Annotated in this window: 13 protein-coding genes; all 13 read left to right on the top strand. The window is 64.9% G+C overall.

Annotated features, from left to right (window positions below; translation table 11 throughout):
- A partial coding sequence (locus CH296_RS29370) for a phage tail tape measure protein (RefSeq protein ID WP_094686235.1) occupies positions 1–4399 on the top strand: 4399 nt, incomplete at its 5' end.
- Positions 4396–5265: a hypothetical protein gene (locus CH296_RS27980; protein WP_094683096.1), complete on the top strand. Its 870-nt coding sequence runs from the start codon at positions 4396–4398 to the stop codon at positions 5263–5265. The genes CH296_RS29370 and CH296_RS27980, both read left to right, overlap by 4 nt.
- Positions 5262–6857 carry a hypothetical protein gene (locus tag CH296_RS27975; RefSeq protein ID WP_094686234.1) on the top strand — a complete coding sequence of 532 codons (1596 nt, stop codon included), beginning with the start codon at positions 5262–5264 and terminating at the stop codon, positions 6855–6857. Before CH296_RS27980 ends, CH296_RS27975 begins: the two co-directional genes overlap by 4 nt.
- 11 nt (positions 6858–6868) lie before the next feature.
- A complete protein-coding gene (locus CH296_RS27970; RefSeq protein WP_094686233.1) occupies positions 6869–7393 on the top strand; it encodes a M23 family metallopeptidase in 525 nt (174 codons plus the stop codon).
- Complete coding sequence (locus CH296_RS27965; RefSeq protein ID WP_094686232.1) at positions 7393–8184, top strand: hypothetical protein; 792 nt, start codon at positions 7393–7395, stop codon at positions 8182–8184. The genes CH296_RS27970 and CH296_RS27965 overlap by 1 nt, the downstream gene beginning before the upstream one ends.
- A complete protein-coding gene (locus CH296_RS27960) occupies positions 8181–8615 on the top strand; it encodes a hypothetical protein (protein WP_094686231.1) in 435 nt (144 codons plus the stop codon). Before CH296_RS27965 ends, CH296_RS27960 begins: the two co-directional genes overlap by 4 nt.
- Before the next feature lie 38 nt (positions 8616–8653).
- Complete coding sequence (locus tag CH296_RS27955; protein ID WP_256980611.1) at positions 8654–9010, top strand: hypothetical protein; 357 nt, start codon at positions 8654–8656, stop codon at positions 9008–9010.
- Complete coding sequence (locus tag CH296_RS27950; protein ID WP_094682326.1) at positions 9010–9429, top strand: hypothetical protein; 420 nt, start codon at positions 9010–9012, stop codon at positions 9427–9429. The genes CH296_RS27955 and CH296_RS27950 overlap by 1 nt, the downstream gene beginning before the upstream one ends.
- Positions 9430–9467: 38 nt before the next feature.
- Complete coding sequence (locus tag CH296_RS27945) at positions 9468–10553, top strand: hypothetical protein (protein ID WP_094686230.1); 1086 nt, start codon at positions 9468–9470, stop codon at positions 10551–10553.
- Positions 10554–10557: 4 nt separating this feature from the next.
- The gene (locus CH296_RS27940; RefSeq protein ID WP_094686229.1) at positions 10558–12924 is read left to right on the top strand and encodes a hypothetical protein; all 2367 of its coding nucleotides are present in this window, start codon (positions 10558–10560) and stop codon (positions 12922–12924) included.
- An 11-nt stretch (positions 12925–12935) separates the two neighbouring features.
- Positions 12936–13190, top strand: coding sequence for a hypothetical protein (locus CH296_RS27935; protein WP_094686228.1), 255 nt, complete (start codon positions 12936–12938; stop codon positions 13188–13190).
- Complete coding sequence (locus CH296_RS27930) at positions 13187–14998, top strand: SGNH/GDSL hydrolase family protein (protein WP_094686227.1); 1812 nt, start codon at positions 13187–13189, stop codon at positions 14996–14998. The genes CH296_RS27935 and CH296_RS27930 overlap by 4 nt, the downstream gene beginning before the upstream one ends.
- Position 14999: 1 nt before the next feature.
- On the top strand, positions 15000–15185 hold a 186-nt coding region (locus tag CH296_RS29365), incomplete at its 3' end, for a hypothetical protein (RefSeq protein ID WP_218830280.1).

Below are 15185 nucleotides of genomic sequence, written 5' to 3'. Positions count from 1 at the left end.
CTCCGATGTGCTCGCCAACTCGGCGAACGCGTCGTCGGCCGAGATCACCGACGTGGCAATGGGTCTCGCTCAGTCCGGTGCTGTCGCGAACCAGTTCGGCATGTCGATCGAGGACACCGCGGCCACCCTCGGCGTCCTGGCGAACGCGGGCATCCAGGGCTCCGACGCAGGTACCTTGCTGAAGTCGACCCTGTTGGCACTGACCGATCAGTCGAACCCGGCGCAGGGCGCGATCGAAGATCTCGGTCTCACGGTCTACAACGCGCAGGGACAGTTCGTCGGTATGTCGGAGTTGTTCCGTCAGCTCGACGAGGCTGCTGCGTCGATGTCTCCGGAGCTCTATCAGGCTGCGACCGCAACGCTGTTCGGGTCGGATGCGATGCGTCTGGCCGGTGTCGCCGCCGAGCAGGGACAGGCCGGCTACGACACGATGCGTACCGCGGTCGAGCGTCAGGGCGCGGCCGCCGAGGTTGCTGCTGCGAAGACGAAGGGTCTACCGGGCGCGATGGCGTCCGCGGGCAATGCCGCCGAAACTCTCGCGCTCGGCATCTACGACCTCGTCGACGGACCGCTCGAAGACCTGATCACCAAGGGTGCCGAGTTCGTCACCAACACCACCCCCGGCCTGATCAACGGTCTCGAATCCGCAGGCCAGGCGATGGCCCCGGTGGCGGGATTCGTCGGTGACCTGGTCAGTGCCTTCACCGAGCTGCCCGGGCCGGTGCAGGCAGTCGCCGTCGGTCTCGGTGCGCTCAAGTTCTCAGGTCTCGACGATTCCATCGGTGAGCGGATCGGCGGCTGGCGCGACTCCATCTCGGACTTCCGCCGCGAGATGGGTGACCTGCAGATGGAGCAGGCCCTGTCCGGGATCTCCGACACCGACACCGCGAACCCGATCTCGGCTCTGACCGGCGACGCCGAGGATCTCGCGGGTGCGCTCGAGGAGAACGCGGAACCACTCTCGGAACTGGCAGCCGGCCTCGCCACGTTGGAGCGTCGCTCGCCGGCGGTCCGGAACATGGCCGAGGGCTACCGCGGTGTCACCGCCCGCACCCGCGAGTTCGCGAACCAGCAGCGGGCAGCCGCAGGCCAGTCGGGTGCACTGACGTCGGCGCTACGCAACGGTGCCGCGCGAGCCGCCCAGTTCGGCGGCGTCATCGGCGGCAGCGCCGTCGCAGGCCTGCGCGGTATGACGTCCGCGGCCAAGGGTGCGATCGGTGTGCTCGGCGGCCCGTGGATGGTCGGCATCATGGCCGCGACATACGCGGTGGGCAAAATCTCGCAGGAGATGGCGAAGACCGACACCCAGCAAGAAGCCGTCGCCACGTCGGCCGCTGCTGTCTCCGTTGCGCAACGCGACATGGCCAAGGCCTTCCAGGAATCCCTGGGCGCTGTCGATGACACAGTGTTGTCCACTCTGGCGATGCAAATCGGTGCCGTCCGGGACGAAGCAGCAAGTGTCGCCGAGACCGCACCGGGCTTCTTCGCGCCACTCAACGATGTCGGCAAGGACCTGGGAGATCTGTTCAGCAAGGGGGATTTCTCGGTACTCACCGGCGAGCGCGCCTCCGCGGCAATCGATAAGCAGCAGCAACTGGCAGACGCCGCGTCACGCACCAAGGAGTCCTTCGACGAACTGCAGTTGTCGAACGAGGAACTGGCCGCTGCATCCTCAGGCAGTGATGCCGAGTTCCAGTCTCTGGTCACCAGTTTGGAAGGAACCAGCAACGGTGGGGCCGACGCCATTGCGCGCCTCAGGGAATTGAAGGCGGAGGTTGACCGGGCGAAGGAATCCGCTCAGAACACCACGCCCGGGTTCTTCGATCTCCGTGATGCGGTCAAGGTTCTCTCCGACGAGTCGTCGTCGGCGACGGATCGTATCAACGCGATGAAGACCGCGTTGGATGTGTTGTCGGGCAAACCGATTCCACTGTCCGACGCCTTGCAGACGTACAACGATCAGGTGCGTGCCACTGCTGAGGCCACGAAGGACGTGTGGGACGCGGCCGAGGGATGGGGCGATGCGCTCATCGGGCAGGACGGCGCAGTCAACACCGCCTCGTCCAACGGTTCTCGTCTGAGAGATGAGCTCCTGCGTATCAAGGATGCCTCGGTCACGGTAGCGGAGTCGGGTGGCGACCTGGCACCGGTGTGGGCGCAGAACGACGAATCGCTTCGGGCACTGTCTGTTTCGACAGGCGTGAGCGTCGAGGCCCTGTATCGAATGATCGAGGCTGAGGGTCTGGTTCCGAAGAACCTGGAGATGCTCGCGAGCCTGCGCGGAGCGGACACGGTCGAGCAGCAGATCGCGATTCTGGCGGGCCTTCTCAATTCCGTCGGTCAGCCGGTCGACATCCCGGTCGATGCGCTCACCGAAGATGCGAAGAACAAGATCCTTGCTGTCGGCGGAACCGTTGAGGAGAACATCAACGGTAAGCCCGGCATTATCCGGATCACGGCACCCAACGCCGAGGCACTTGCGGCGATAGACGCGATCGCCCGCAGCGTCGACGGGATCCAAAAAACCGTCATGATCAACATCGACGCGCAGGCGACGGCGCGTGCGCAAGCTGCGTTCAACGCCAACGGCGTTCAGGGTCCGGTCGCACCTGTGCTGATCGATCCTCCGCGTCGTGCGACTGGTGGTGCATTGGTCGGTCCGGGGACGTCGACGTCGGATTCGATGCTGATGTACACGCCGGGGTTCGGTGCGTGGCGTGGGTCGACCGGCGAGCATGTTCTCGACGCCGGTGATGTGCAGGCGATGGGTGGGCAGGAGAACGTCTACCGGTTCCGGCAGATGCTCGACATGAACGCTCTGCCGATGGAGGACCTGCTCAACGGGAACCTGGCGCTGCCGGGGTTCGCGGAGGGCGGCGCGCTGGACCGGGTGTTCGATCTCGGTCGCCGCGGGAACGGTAACCCGTACGGCTGGGGTGCGGCGACTGTGAGCGCGGCGGACTGCTCAGGCTGGGTTGCCATCCTGCAGAAGGCCGCGATGGGTCAGGGCGAGTCGGGCCGATTGGGCACGACGTATTCGCTGCTGGCCGGTGAGTGGCCGGGTCTGGTGCCGGGAACGACGGGACCGTTCGTCGTCGGCACCAACGAGGAGCACATGGCCGCGACGGTCACCAACAACGGCCAGTCGGTGAACTTCGAGTCCGGTGGAGCGAACGGCAACATGCAGATGGGTGGCGGTGCTGCGGGCGCGTTCGATGCGCAGTTCACCAACCAGTACTACCTGCCGTGGGAGTTGTTCGCCCCACCGTACGATCCGTCGACGTCGGGTGCTCCCGGTACTGCGGGGATCGAGGGCCTGGACTCTGTGAGCTCGTACACCACTTCTGGTGGTTCGCGGTCGAGGAAGGCGACGTGGGCGGAGAAGGACGAACTCGCGCTCGATTCGGCTCGGATCGCGATCACGCAGGCGGAGGAGGATCTCGCTGCGGCGTTGGGCAATCCGAAGAAGTCCGACGCCGACAAGGATCAGGCCCGATCGAAGGTCGACCGGGCGAAGCAGAAGGTGAAGGATCTCGAGGCGAAGAAGGAGGCGGCGGCGCGCGGGCTGAACGAGCCACCGGCACCGCAGGCTCCGGAGCTGACGACGAATCTGTCCGACGAGGAGCTGTCGGCTCAGGATGCGCAGGCGGCAGTCGTCGAGGCCAACGCACGGCGTAACGAGGTCTACAACGATCCGGAGTCGACACCGGAGGAGAAGGCGGCGGCGGACCGGGCGCTGCAGCGCGCGCGCAATGCTGCGGCGAAGGGGTCCGCGGCAGGTGGTTCCGGATCCGGCACGGGTGCGTTGACGACGGCCGATCAGTGGTCGTCGGCGCTCGGTGGGATTGTCGGGGACTTCGTGACCGAGAACATCGCCGATGTGCTCGGTTATTACGAGGCCGACAACATGGGCCCGCTCGCGAAGGCCGGGGTGGCGCTGGTGTCGGGTCTGGCGGATTTGCAGAAGCAGCATCTCGAGGACAATGCGAGGTTGCTCGATACCGCCAAGCCTGCGACCAGTGAAGAACTCGACGGTCAGTTGCCGGCCACGCCGGGCACTCCGGACTGGATCGAGCTGCTGGCGAAGGGGCTGGTGACGCCGACTCCGAAGTTGTTCGACACCGGTGGTCTGTGGAAGCACGGCGAGCTGGGTCTGAACATGTCGGGTCAGACCGAGGAGGTGTTGACGGGGTCGATGCGGACGTCGGTGGCGCAGGAGTTGGCGTTGGCGCGTGCGGAGCGGATGGCTCCGCAGCGGTCGGCTCCGGAACGGCGGGAGGCTCGGCAGATCACGGTCAATCAGTACGGGGCCGACCGCAACGAAGTTGCCAAGGGTGTCCGTCAGGCCGCGTACGAAGATGAGTGGCGGTCGCGAAGTGTTCGGTTGGGGGAGTCGTGACGTTCTTTCCGGAGGGCACCGCGAACGTGGTGATTGCGGGTCCTGGTGCAGCAGCAGATCTTCCGGAGCGGGCCTGGTATCTCTCCGAGCACCACCTCGTCGGTCGTGAGTCCGGCGGGGTGGTGCTCGCCGAGGGGTGGGCGGATTACGTCGAGCCCGAAGCCAAGCATCAGTGGTTCGAGACCGCGCGCGGTGACGGCGCGATCTGGCTGGGTGCGGTGATCGAACCGCGCCGGTTCAAGATCCCGGTGTACGTCCACAAGATTCACGGCTCGCACATCCACAAGGTCGAGGATTCGTTCTGGCAGGACATCTGGTACGAGTTTCAGTCTCGGCTGTACGTCAATTCCCCACGCGGGGTGAAGTATTGCGACTTCCGTCTCGATGCGATGCCGTCGGTCGAGCACGAGGTCGATCCGGTGTTCGAGGGCTTCCAGCCGTATCTGATCCCCGTCGTGGTGGAGAAGTCGTGGTGGATGGGTTTGCCGGAGGAGTTCGCGTGGGCGAACGGCCAGCCGGTGACGAAGAAGTCGCTCTACAACTCCGGTGACCGGAAGGCGATGCCGGTGATCACCATCAAGGGCCCGGGTGTGTTCCAGCTCCCGGACGGTGTCAGCGACAAGGTGGTGACCACTCCGAACCTCAAGCCGGGTGAGGTGGTGGTGATCCACACCGACATGTCGGTGCGCCCGAAGTCGAACATGCGCAACAACTTCTACGGCGACATGGGCGGACAACGGTTCCTCAAGGACAACGCGGTGCCGGGCCGTCGGCGGATGGACATGTCTCGTCTCAAGTGCATCGGCGGCAACGCCGCGTCGTCGGCGGTGTTCACGATCGAACCGAAATCACGGAGGCCGTTTTGACCGCACCGGTGCTCGACCCCGTGAATGTTCCGCTCGACTCGTGGTCGGCGGCGGCGTGGCGTGAGTTGCTCGACGAACCACCGCGGCGCGGGTCGGCGGCCGAGTTCAGTGTGGAAGTCTTCACTCCGCAGTTGGTGCCGCTGGGCATGGTCACCGACTACGGCGAGGCACGGTTCAAGAAGCAGCGCCGCGGTGTCGGCCCGGCGAAGATACTGCTGCCGGGGTCCACGGAGTTCGCAGACCTGCTGATGAAGGCGGACACCACCGTCATCCCGGTGCGGATCACCTACAACGACGAGCACTACGACGGGTTCGTCGACACCGCGGTCCGCAAGGGCATCAAGGGAAACAAGACGATCACCGTCACCCTGGTGGACTCGAAGATCTTCCTCTCCTGCATCTACGCCTACCCGATGCCGATCCCCGGGTTCGAGGAGGTGCAGTTCCCGCCGGAGGATCTGTGGGTCGGACCCCTCAAGGGCGGCATCCACTGGTATTCCGGACGGAACTTCATCCGCCTGAAGTTCCGGACCGGCCAGTGCCCGGTGACGTTGCTGCCGTACGACTTCTTCTCCGATCGCTCGGAGTGGACGACGATGCAGGCTCGCATGGTCTCGCTCGAGGAACTGTTCGATCCGGTCCTCAAGGACTCGGACGTCATGATCGAGATGGGCTTCTTCATCAAGGGCCGCGACAAGCAGCCCTCCGACCGGGTGACCCTGCTGTCCTCGCAGGTGTGGATGCGGGTGGTCGACAGGCCGAAGTCCGGTGGCATCAACACCGGTGTCGCTCCGCTCGACGGGCTCGCGAACACGATCGCTCAGATGATCGCCGACGGTGTCGACTCGCTGATCGGCGGATTCCTGCCCGGGCTGGCCGAGCAGATCTCCACCCACCTCAAGCAGACCGAGATCCCGTCGTGCATCTGGACGGAGGACTCGCCGGGAATCATCGATGCAACGCTGGAAGTGACTCACCCACAGGCTTATTCGGTGATCGTCGGCGGTAAGAGTCCCACCTGGTTGAACAAGTTGCTCCAGCTCGCAATCGAGCAGGGGATCATCGCGCTGGCCACCGCGGCGCTGACGGCGCTGTCGATTCCGATCGGTGGTCTCGGCGGCATCATCGGCGCAGTCGCCGGTGCGTTGTCGACGATCCTCGACGACGTGTTCCTCGCGTTCATGAAGGCCACGAACTACAAGGCCAAGCGCGAGCTCGGCCCGCTGGCGCGCCCGGAGAAGTTCATCAACGGCGGTTCCGCCGGATATACGTTCTCCTCCAAGCAACGCGCCGATCAGGGCATCTTCGACATCGCCGGTAAGCGGCGAGCGAAGGTCTCGATCATCGACTGGGCCCCGCACGCGGCGTTCCGTGACTTCGACATCGGTCATCTCGTCGGGTGGGAGGACGAAGGCGAGATGTTCGCCGATCGGGTGGAGTCGATCGAGGTGGTCGACACCCGCGAAGACCGCGTGATCGTCGACTCGGTCATCGGTGACGACGAGCCGGAGAAGTCGCCGCAGCAGCGCAATCAGGAACGGTTCAAGCGACTGTTCTCGATGTTCAACGCCATGACCCTCGCAACGAACTGAGGCGGACTTTGATGACTCGCTACTTTCCGATGGAACCCGGGTTTCGCACCTACAGTGGATTCGGCTACCGCAGCAACCCGTACCCGGGCTGGCATTGGGGCGTGGACTTCGGCCGGCAGGGTGGATCGGGTGGGAATCCTGTGTTCGCCTGCGCTGCGGGCACGGTCGTCTCGGCAGGCCCCGCGTCGGGCTTCGGGCAGTGGGTCCGTATCGACCATCCTGTCGAGGCGGGTGGCGGGTTCACCGTCTACGGGCACGTGATCCCAGAGTGTCGCGTCGGAGACGTCGTGACCGGTGGGCAGCGCATCGCGCGGATCAATCCCGACGGTGGCCCTGGCGGCTCGAACGGTGGTGTCGATCCGCACCTGCACCTCGAGTGCTACGAGCGCACCTGGGTGCAGGCGAACGGCGGCTCGCGGCCCGGCTGCGTCGATCCGATCCGATGGCTCGGTGAGGCGCTCAGTCCCGGCGAGCAAGTACCGGACGAGTCGGTCACGTGGGCCGAGAACCTCGAGCAGTTCACCGGTCCGAGCTGATGGACGCGCTGACGCTCGCACGAGCGATGGACAACCGCGTCTCGATGGAACGCTACGAGGAACTCGCGCCGGCGTTCAATCGCGCGCTGATTCAAGCCGGATGCACGACGGTACTTCGAGTCACGATGTGGTGCAGTCAAATCGGGCACGAGTCCGGTGGGTTGCTGCACATGGAGGAGATCGCGTCGGGGGCCGCATACGAGGGCCGCAAGGATCTCGGCAACACGCAACCCGGGGATGGGAAGCGGTTCAAGGGCCACGGTCCGATTCAGATCACCGGCCGCTACAACCATACGAAGGTGTCGGAGTGGGCGTACTCCAAGGGCTTCGTTCCGACGCCGACGTTCTTCGTCGATGACCCGAACGCTCTCGCTGGCGACGAGTTCGGGTTCCTCGGAGCCGTCTGGTACTGGACCGTCGCCCGAAACATGAACGACTACGCCGATCGGCAAGACCTGATCGGTGCCACGCGCGCCGTCAACGGCGGGCAGAACGGCATCGACGATCGCCGAAAGTTCTACTACCGCGCGCTCGCACTCGGCGACGCGTTACTTCCGCAGGAGGATGACATGGCAAGTGCAGCAGAGGTTCAGACGCAGCTCCTCGGCCCCGACGGCAAGGGTTGGGAGCAACTCGGCGATCACACGGCACCGCGGCGCAGCCTCGTCGACGGCGTGGCGCGGGTGATCTTCCAGAACAACTTCGCGATCGCGCAGAACGATCGGATCGAAAAGAAGCTCGACGCGCTCCTCGCCGCCAACAACATCGCGGATCCGACGGTGAAGAAGTGAGCGCGCTGCGGCGACTCGCCGCATACGCTCTCGCGTTCCTCGCTCGACTGCGCACCGACGAGCCGCTGCGAAATCGCCTGCACCCATTCATCCTTCTGGGCTCAGGATGGATTGTTCGGCAGGGCTACCTCTCAGACTCGGTCGTGCAGATCATCCTCGGCGTCGTGTTCCTGGTCGGCGGCTGGGGCGCAACCGAATGGGCACGCAGGTTGGTCACGCCGATGGCCAAGGTCGGACCGTTGGTCGCAGATCAGAAGCAGCAGTCCTACATCGACGGAGTGCACGATGCGGCCGAGGCTGTCGTCGGGGAACTGTCGACTCGGGCCGAGGCTGCAATCCGAACACTGCCGCCCGACATCCAAGACATTCTCGATCGAGCGCGTGAAGCCGGAACATACTTCGGCAATCGCGGTGAGCACCGGGCAGATTGATGCTCGGCACGCGGCTTACTGCCGCGACGACCGGCATCATGCAGGCCACTATCGGTGTGTTGTACCTGCCGACGATGCCGGAGTCACTGGTGCGGCGTCCACTGCTGCCGGGGCAGGTGTCGGCGGTCGCCTACATCGAATCGATTGGCCCGTTGTGGAGCGCCGTGTTCTTCGGTACTGCACTGGCATTGGTGGTGGCGGCTGTTCGTGGACGCGGGTTCGTGAACGCGCATATCGCGGCCGCCGGAGTCAGTGTGCTGTACGGCTCATCGATTCTGATATCGGCAGTGCTCACCGAACCACCCGTGCCGGTGGTGCACGGGACGTACGCGACATTCGTTGGGGTGCTGCATATATGCATCGCGATCGGGTGTCGGGACAGGGGTCATCGCTAGTGGATGCCAGTCAGATCTCCGCGTTCGGCGGCATCATCACAGCCGTCGGCACGATCATCGTCGGGTTTCTCGCGACACGATCGAACAAGAAGATGGACGAGCTCGCATCGGTGCAGGCAAAGCTCGACGCGACTGACGAGGAGCTCGAACTCGAGCAGGCGGCCCGTCGCCGGGACAGGGCCGAGATGGAAGCCCAGCATCGCATCGATCGGGCACAGATCGAGGCCGAGCACGAGGAGCGCGAACGGCAGTTGCTTCGTCGGATCTCCACATTGCAGTCTCAGCTCGACGAGGCCACCCGGACCATCACCAAACTCGACCGGATCGTCTTCGCGGCCCGCACCTACATCGCGCGGCTTCGGCGTGTGTTCGCCGAGCGCGACGAAGTACCGCCACCCCAACCTGCCGAGCTCGACTGATCTTCTCGGTTCCCGCTGTTATCGGAAGGGCGTTCCACATGGCAGAGTTCAATTTCACACTTCCCATGACCCTGAAGCTGCGACTCCACGACGAGTGGAACATCCGCACGACGGGTCGTGGTCTCGCCGAGATCGAGGGCGGCGAGATGGATGTCGATGTCCTCGCCTACAAGGGCGACCCCGGCGACGCAGGCCGCGACGGCACACCGGTGCAGATTCATCGGGCGCAGATCCCGGCCGACATCCCGGCGATCGGGTCGCTGTCTCCGGAGTGGATCGGCCACGGCTGGCGGGTCGACGGCTCCCGCGACGTGAAGATGGTCGTCGAGGAGTACCCCGGCGGGCCGGTCAAGTTCGACACCCTCACCAACTACCTCGGCGACAAGGGCGACACGGGCGCTGTCCCGACGTTGGCAGTGCGGTCGGTGACCTCGACGACCGAAGGCAACGGGTCGGTGGAGTTCGAGGAGATCTCGCCGGGTGCCTACGCCGCCGACTTCGTGTTGCGCAAGGGCGACACCGGTGCGCCGTCGACGGTGCCCGGTCCCGCTGCGGCGGTCGAGGCAGCCACCGACTACGAGGACGACGACACCGCGGCGGTCACCGGCGACGTGCTCGCGAAGCGGTCCGACGGCAAGTGGGGTCCCCGCAAGATCTTCCAGTCTCCCGGTGTCTACAAGAAGGCAGGCTCGGCCGAGGACTGGCTCGCGGTGAACTCGGGCAACGGGTGGGCAGGGGAGTACGTCTCGATCGTCACCATGCCGATGCCGGCGCAGCCGTTCGCGTGGGAGCCGGAGGTCGATGGGATGGTCGAGTTCTTCACCACCGCCAACGTCCGGATCGACTTGGAGTGCCGACTCGGTGCGGTGTCCGGTCCTCTGCTGGCGCGTGGTCCGGCGATTGCGATCACCTCGTTCCAGAATCAGTGGATCCCGCGTGTGCTCTCGCGCGCGGCGGAGGAGACGATCTCCGTTCCGACGTCGTCGTCGACGATCGTCCCGAAGAACACCGCGGTCAACATCTTCCTGATCGCCCGCAAGATCGAGACGACGGCCCAGACCCGCCTCGAGACCCGCAAGGAACGTGCCTATCTTCGGGTCCGCCCGATCCCGGTTTCGGTGTAGGCCTGTGCCCGAATACTTCGCGCCGAACAATCCGGACATCGGCTACAACGGCCGTGATCAGGATCAGCCCAAGGGTATTCAGATCGGTAACTCGGAGACCCTTCGCGCGCTCGGTGGCGTGCTGGCCGGGGATCAGGGTTTCGAGAACACTCCGGATGCGCAGGACCGCGAGTACACCGCGCAGGTGCTCACTGCCGGATTGTCGGCGCGGGTGCAGACCCTCGAAGGTCGGATGGCCGCGGGCGCAGAGTATTCCGACAACTTCAACCGCATCAACGCAGCCTCGCTGGGGTCTCCGAACCCCGGTGTCGTTCCGGTGTGGGTGCAGTTCGGCGATGGCCAGTCGTTGGAGATCATCGACCAGGCGGCTCAGCTCAATCAGTCGGCACCGTTCGGTCTCGTCGATGACGGGACACAGTATGCGTTGTGTCCGCAGGCGGCGTCGTCGCCGAACTACTCGGTGATCGCGATCGTGCACCCGCTCTCGAAGTCGGGAAAGATCGCGACGCGGGCACGCACGAGCATCTACGGCCGGTGCAACGCGGCCGGCACCGAGGGGGTGTACGTCGACTTCTGGGGCGGGCACTGCGAGCTCGGCCGGTTCACGCGGTCGGGCAACTCGATGACGCGGTCGCTGTGGAAGGCGAACGACGAACGTTCCTACAGCTTTTCGTCCACTCCGGAACTGCGGATGAAGGACGCCCGCTACGTGGTGGTCGTTGACGGCGTCGAGCTGATCGTCCATGACGACGTGTCGGGTTTCCCTGTCGACGGAAACCACAAGTTCTCGATGTTCTCCTGCATGACGTGGACCGGGTTCTTCGGTGCCACACCGGAATTCTCGGCAGGCCTCACCGGTTTCGCGATCCGCGGTAGCGAGTTCACCGCGATCGAGGATGCGAAGGCCGATGCCGGTGCGGCGCTCGAGGCGGCGCAGGGTGCGCAGGAAGCGATCGGCACGGTCGTCGAGGACGCCACCGCGGCCGCGACGTCGGCGGCCGAGGCGGCTGCGGCGGCGATCGGTGCGGCTCAGCAGCAGCAGGTCAACGCAGTGCAAGCGGCGATCATCGGTGTGCAGAAGGGACTTCCGGTTGTCCCGTACCACCAGTGCATGACCAACCACGAGTGCACTTTTCCTCAGATCTCGCGTGATAGGGATGTCAACGGTCTGACCGGCGGCGTGTCGAATACGTCCGGTTCGGGGTGGAGCACCCACGATCACGTCCGCGGCACTACCGGCACCCGTACTGGGGACACCACGCTCGACCCTCACGGGCACAACGACAGCTTCGCGGTGACCAAATCGGATCCGGTGTATCTGCCGCCGCAGAACTCGGTCGAGGCAGGATTTGTTCGCGTGCTGTGGCCGGGTGGTCGTGGTTCGGTCGTGTACGCGCTGGGCAGTATTCCTGCGTCGTCGCCGAACCCGCTCTACATTCTGATCGGGCGGATGAATCCGGACGACGGTTCGGTGTTGATCGAGCATGTCTCCCCGGACCAGTCCGCGGCGATCACCGGGCCGGGGGAGCAGATCTACAATCTGCCGAACGAATTGGTGTTCGAGGCGAACGAGTCGGTGTGGCTGGCTGTTCATCAGCCGGGTCCGACTAACACGCAGCGGCAGCTGGTCGGCAAGATCAACAACGCACCGATTTCTCGGGAGGCGTTGCTGTATCCGTCGCAGATCGCCAATCGCATCATCTCGTCGTCAGTGATCACCGAACAGTCGACGATCGCCGCGTCGTCACTGACGTTCACTCCTGCCGCACCGCTGTTGTGGATAGGGATCGGGCAACCGGCGAATCTTCCACTGCCCGAGCGGGTTATCTATTTCGAGGACTTCTCCTCGGGCTCGATTCCACCCACGCTCTCACGTCAGGAGGGCGCAGCAGCCGTGGTGGTCTCGGGTGCGATCATGCTACCGAGCGGCCTGATCGACAACGGCCGCCGCCGATATCGGGTCACGGCCAAGATGGCGCGTGACAATCACGAGGTGTCCGGGCAGATCCGGACGCCGACCGCGCGGCCTGCGTATCTCCGCGTCCGCAGCTATGTCGATGTCGAAGTCCGTTCCACAGGTGTGACATTGGCGTATCGGCCATGGCTCGGTGGTGGTGTGCTGACGTCGCAGGACTTCACGGTCAACTCCGGCGACGTCTTCAAACTGCGTGCCGAGGGCAACGTGTTCACGGTGTTCAAGCTCACCGGGACCGACACGTGGACACCGGTTCTCACCTATCCAGACTCTTCGAACGCGATTCCGCGCGGATCTGCCTACCGCTACACCGAACTCGGATTGAGCCGGTCCGATTTCCTCAATTCCGGTGGCTGGGAATACATCCTGGCTCAGGACCTCCCCGACCCCGAATAGGAGCAGGTCGTATGCGAGCTGTGTTTTCCGACGAAGAAGGGTTCGAGTACACCGCGCACCGCGATGGCGAGATGTTGGTGATCACCCGAACCGATGTTCCGGATATTTCGTTCGCGGGCCGGGTGGAACCGCTGCCCGCCTACGAGCCGGTGTTCGTGGTGCCCGAGGCCGAACCGTACTCCGGGATCGGTCCCGTTCTCGAAGGTCAGATCGTCCCCGAGCCGGGGACCGTGCCCGCTGTCGAAGCTCAGGAAGGATCGGCATGACGTCACCGGTGTTGCAGTACGGGCGTGTGGAGGATTGGATCGGCGGACTCGTCATGGACGGCCTCGATTCCGACGACCTTCCCGACGACGTGGCGCTGACGGGGTCGGTGAAAATGGAGCCGATGCTCGCTGAGTCGGCGGGAGGAATCCGGGTGCCGACGATGCCGAAGTGGTTGTCGGTGCAGCCGGTCACGTGCCAGTACGTCAACGGTCGACTCACGCATCGTGGTTTGCCGTACGTGATGCTGCTCGCTCCGAACGAGGCGACGAATCCGACGAACTGGAAGTGGCAGGCCTCGTTCGATCTGCGACTCAACGGTGCGCAGGTGGTGCGTAAGCAGTTCGCGTTCGTGCTCCCGGTCTACGATCCGGACGCGGCGTTGGTCGCGGGCCGTAATCCGACGATCGTGAACCTGACGACGGTGCAGCCGGTGAACGTGCCGGGTTCGGGTACTGGTGTGGTGCAGGGCCCGGCCGGGTTCTCGCTCTCGGGTGTCGAGATCGTCGAGGACGGGATCCAGTTCTATCGCGAGGCTCCGGGCGAGCCGGGTGGTCAGGTGCCGGTCGGTGTTCCTGTGCCGTTGCCGGCGGGCAGTGGGGAGGTGCCGGCCGATTCGATCGACGCGGCGAAGTTGGCACCGGCGGTGCGCGAGAAGGTGGCCTCGGCGATCACCGACGCCGAAGCGGACGAGCGCTACGCACCGGCGCTGACTGCGGATTCGTCTCGGCCCGGTCTCTATTTTTTTAGCGGTGCGGTCGCGACGGATGGTGCGTTGGCGGCCGCGAGCAGCTACTACAAGTCCGCAGCGCTGGCGTCGGGTTCGACTCGGCTCAAGCTGCTCACGTTGGGGGACTCGACGAACGACGGGTTCGGCTCGCCGGGTGGGCCGAGTTCGTGGGCGAAGGTGTGGCCGCAGCGTCTCGCCGAGCTCCTGCGGTCTCAGCTCGGTCGTCCTGCCGGTGGGCGGGGCTGGATTCCGCCGTCGCCGCCGGTGGGTCCGGGGAGCTATTCGTTCGACACCGCGCAGCGCCTCCCGGCCGGTCGGTCACTCGATGCACTCAACTTCCAGATCGGCATCCCGGGCTCGCTGTGGCTGCAGCGCGGGCATGCCACCAATGCCGACGAGGTGCTCTACACCCTCTCGGCGGGTGTGACGGCGGTCGATGTTCTCACCACCGGATACAGCGGCAACATGGTCATCACCGCGGCCAATGCCGGGTCGTCGATCACGAAGTCCTCGGTCGGTGACCGGATCGTCACCAGGATCACCGATCCTGGTGCGACGGTGTCGATTCGCGGTGATGTCGGGGTCGGTCTTGCGATCCTCGGCATCATCGAGCATGTCGGCGACGAGGGTGCCGGGGTGACACAGGTCAATCTGTCGCAGGCCTCGATCCGCGCGTTCGAGGTGGCGGGATGGTTGACGGGGTCCGACAAGTCGACGTTGCCTCTCATCGATGCGTACGACCCGCACGTTGCTCTGATCACTCTCGGCTCGAACGACAAGTCGACCGGTCGGACACAGGCCGAGATGTCGTCCGCGATGACCACGATCGTCGAGCGCCTCCGCTCGGCGTCCGCGCAGATGGAGATCGTCTTCATCGTCCGCCCGGACCCCGATACCGCGTGGACCGCGTACGGCAACAACATCGTCTCGACCGCGGCGGGGCTCGGCGTCCGCTCGCTCGATCTGCGGGGCCGACTGTCGAGTTCGTCGCTGTACGTCGCGGACGGTGTCCATTTCAACGAGGCCGGCGAGAACGCCATGGCTGATCTGGTGCTCGACTACATGAAAGTAGGTGTGTGACATGGCGCGTGCGATCGTCACGGTCGACGACGACTCGAATCTTCCGACGTCGGTGAAGGCGAAGGTTCTCGCAGATGTGAAAGCGGATGCTGACACTCGTTATGCCCCGCAGTTTCCGGCAGCCACAGTCATTGTCACCGACCCAGCCACCGGCAACGTGACCCGCGTGACGACGAACGGGGTTGTC

The sequence above is a fragment of the Rhodococcus sp. 14-2496-1d genome (genome assembly GCF_002259365.1).
GTDB lineage: Bacteria > Actinomycetota > Actinomycetes > Mycobacteriales > Mycobacteriaceae > Rhodococcoides.
The sequence above is the reverse complement of the archived record's forward strand: the minus strand, read 5'-3'. Positions and strand labels throughout refer to the sequence as shown.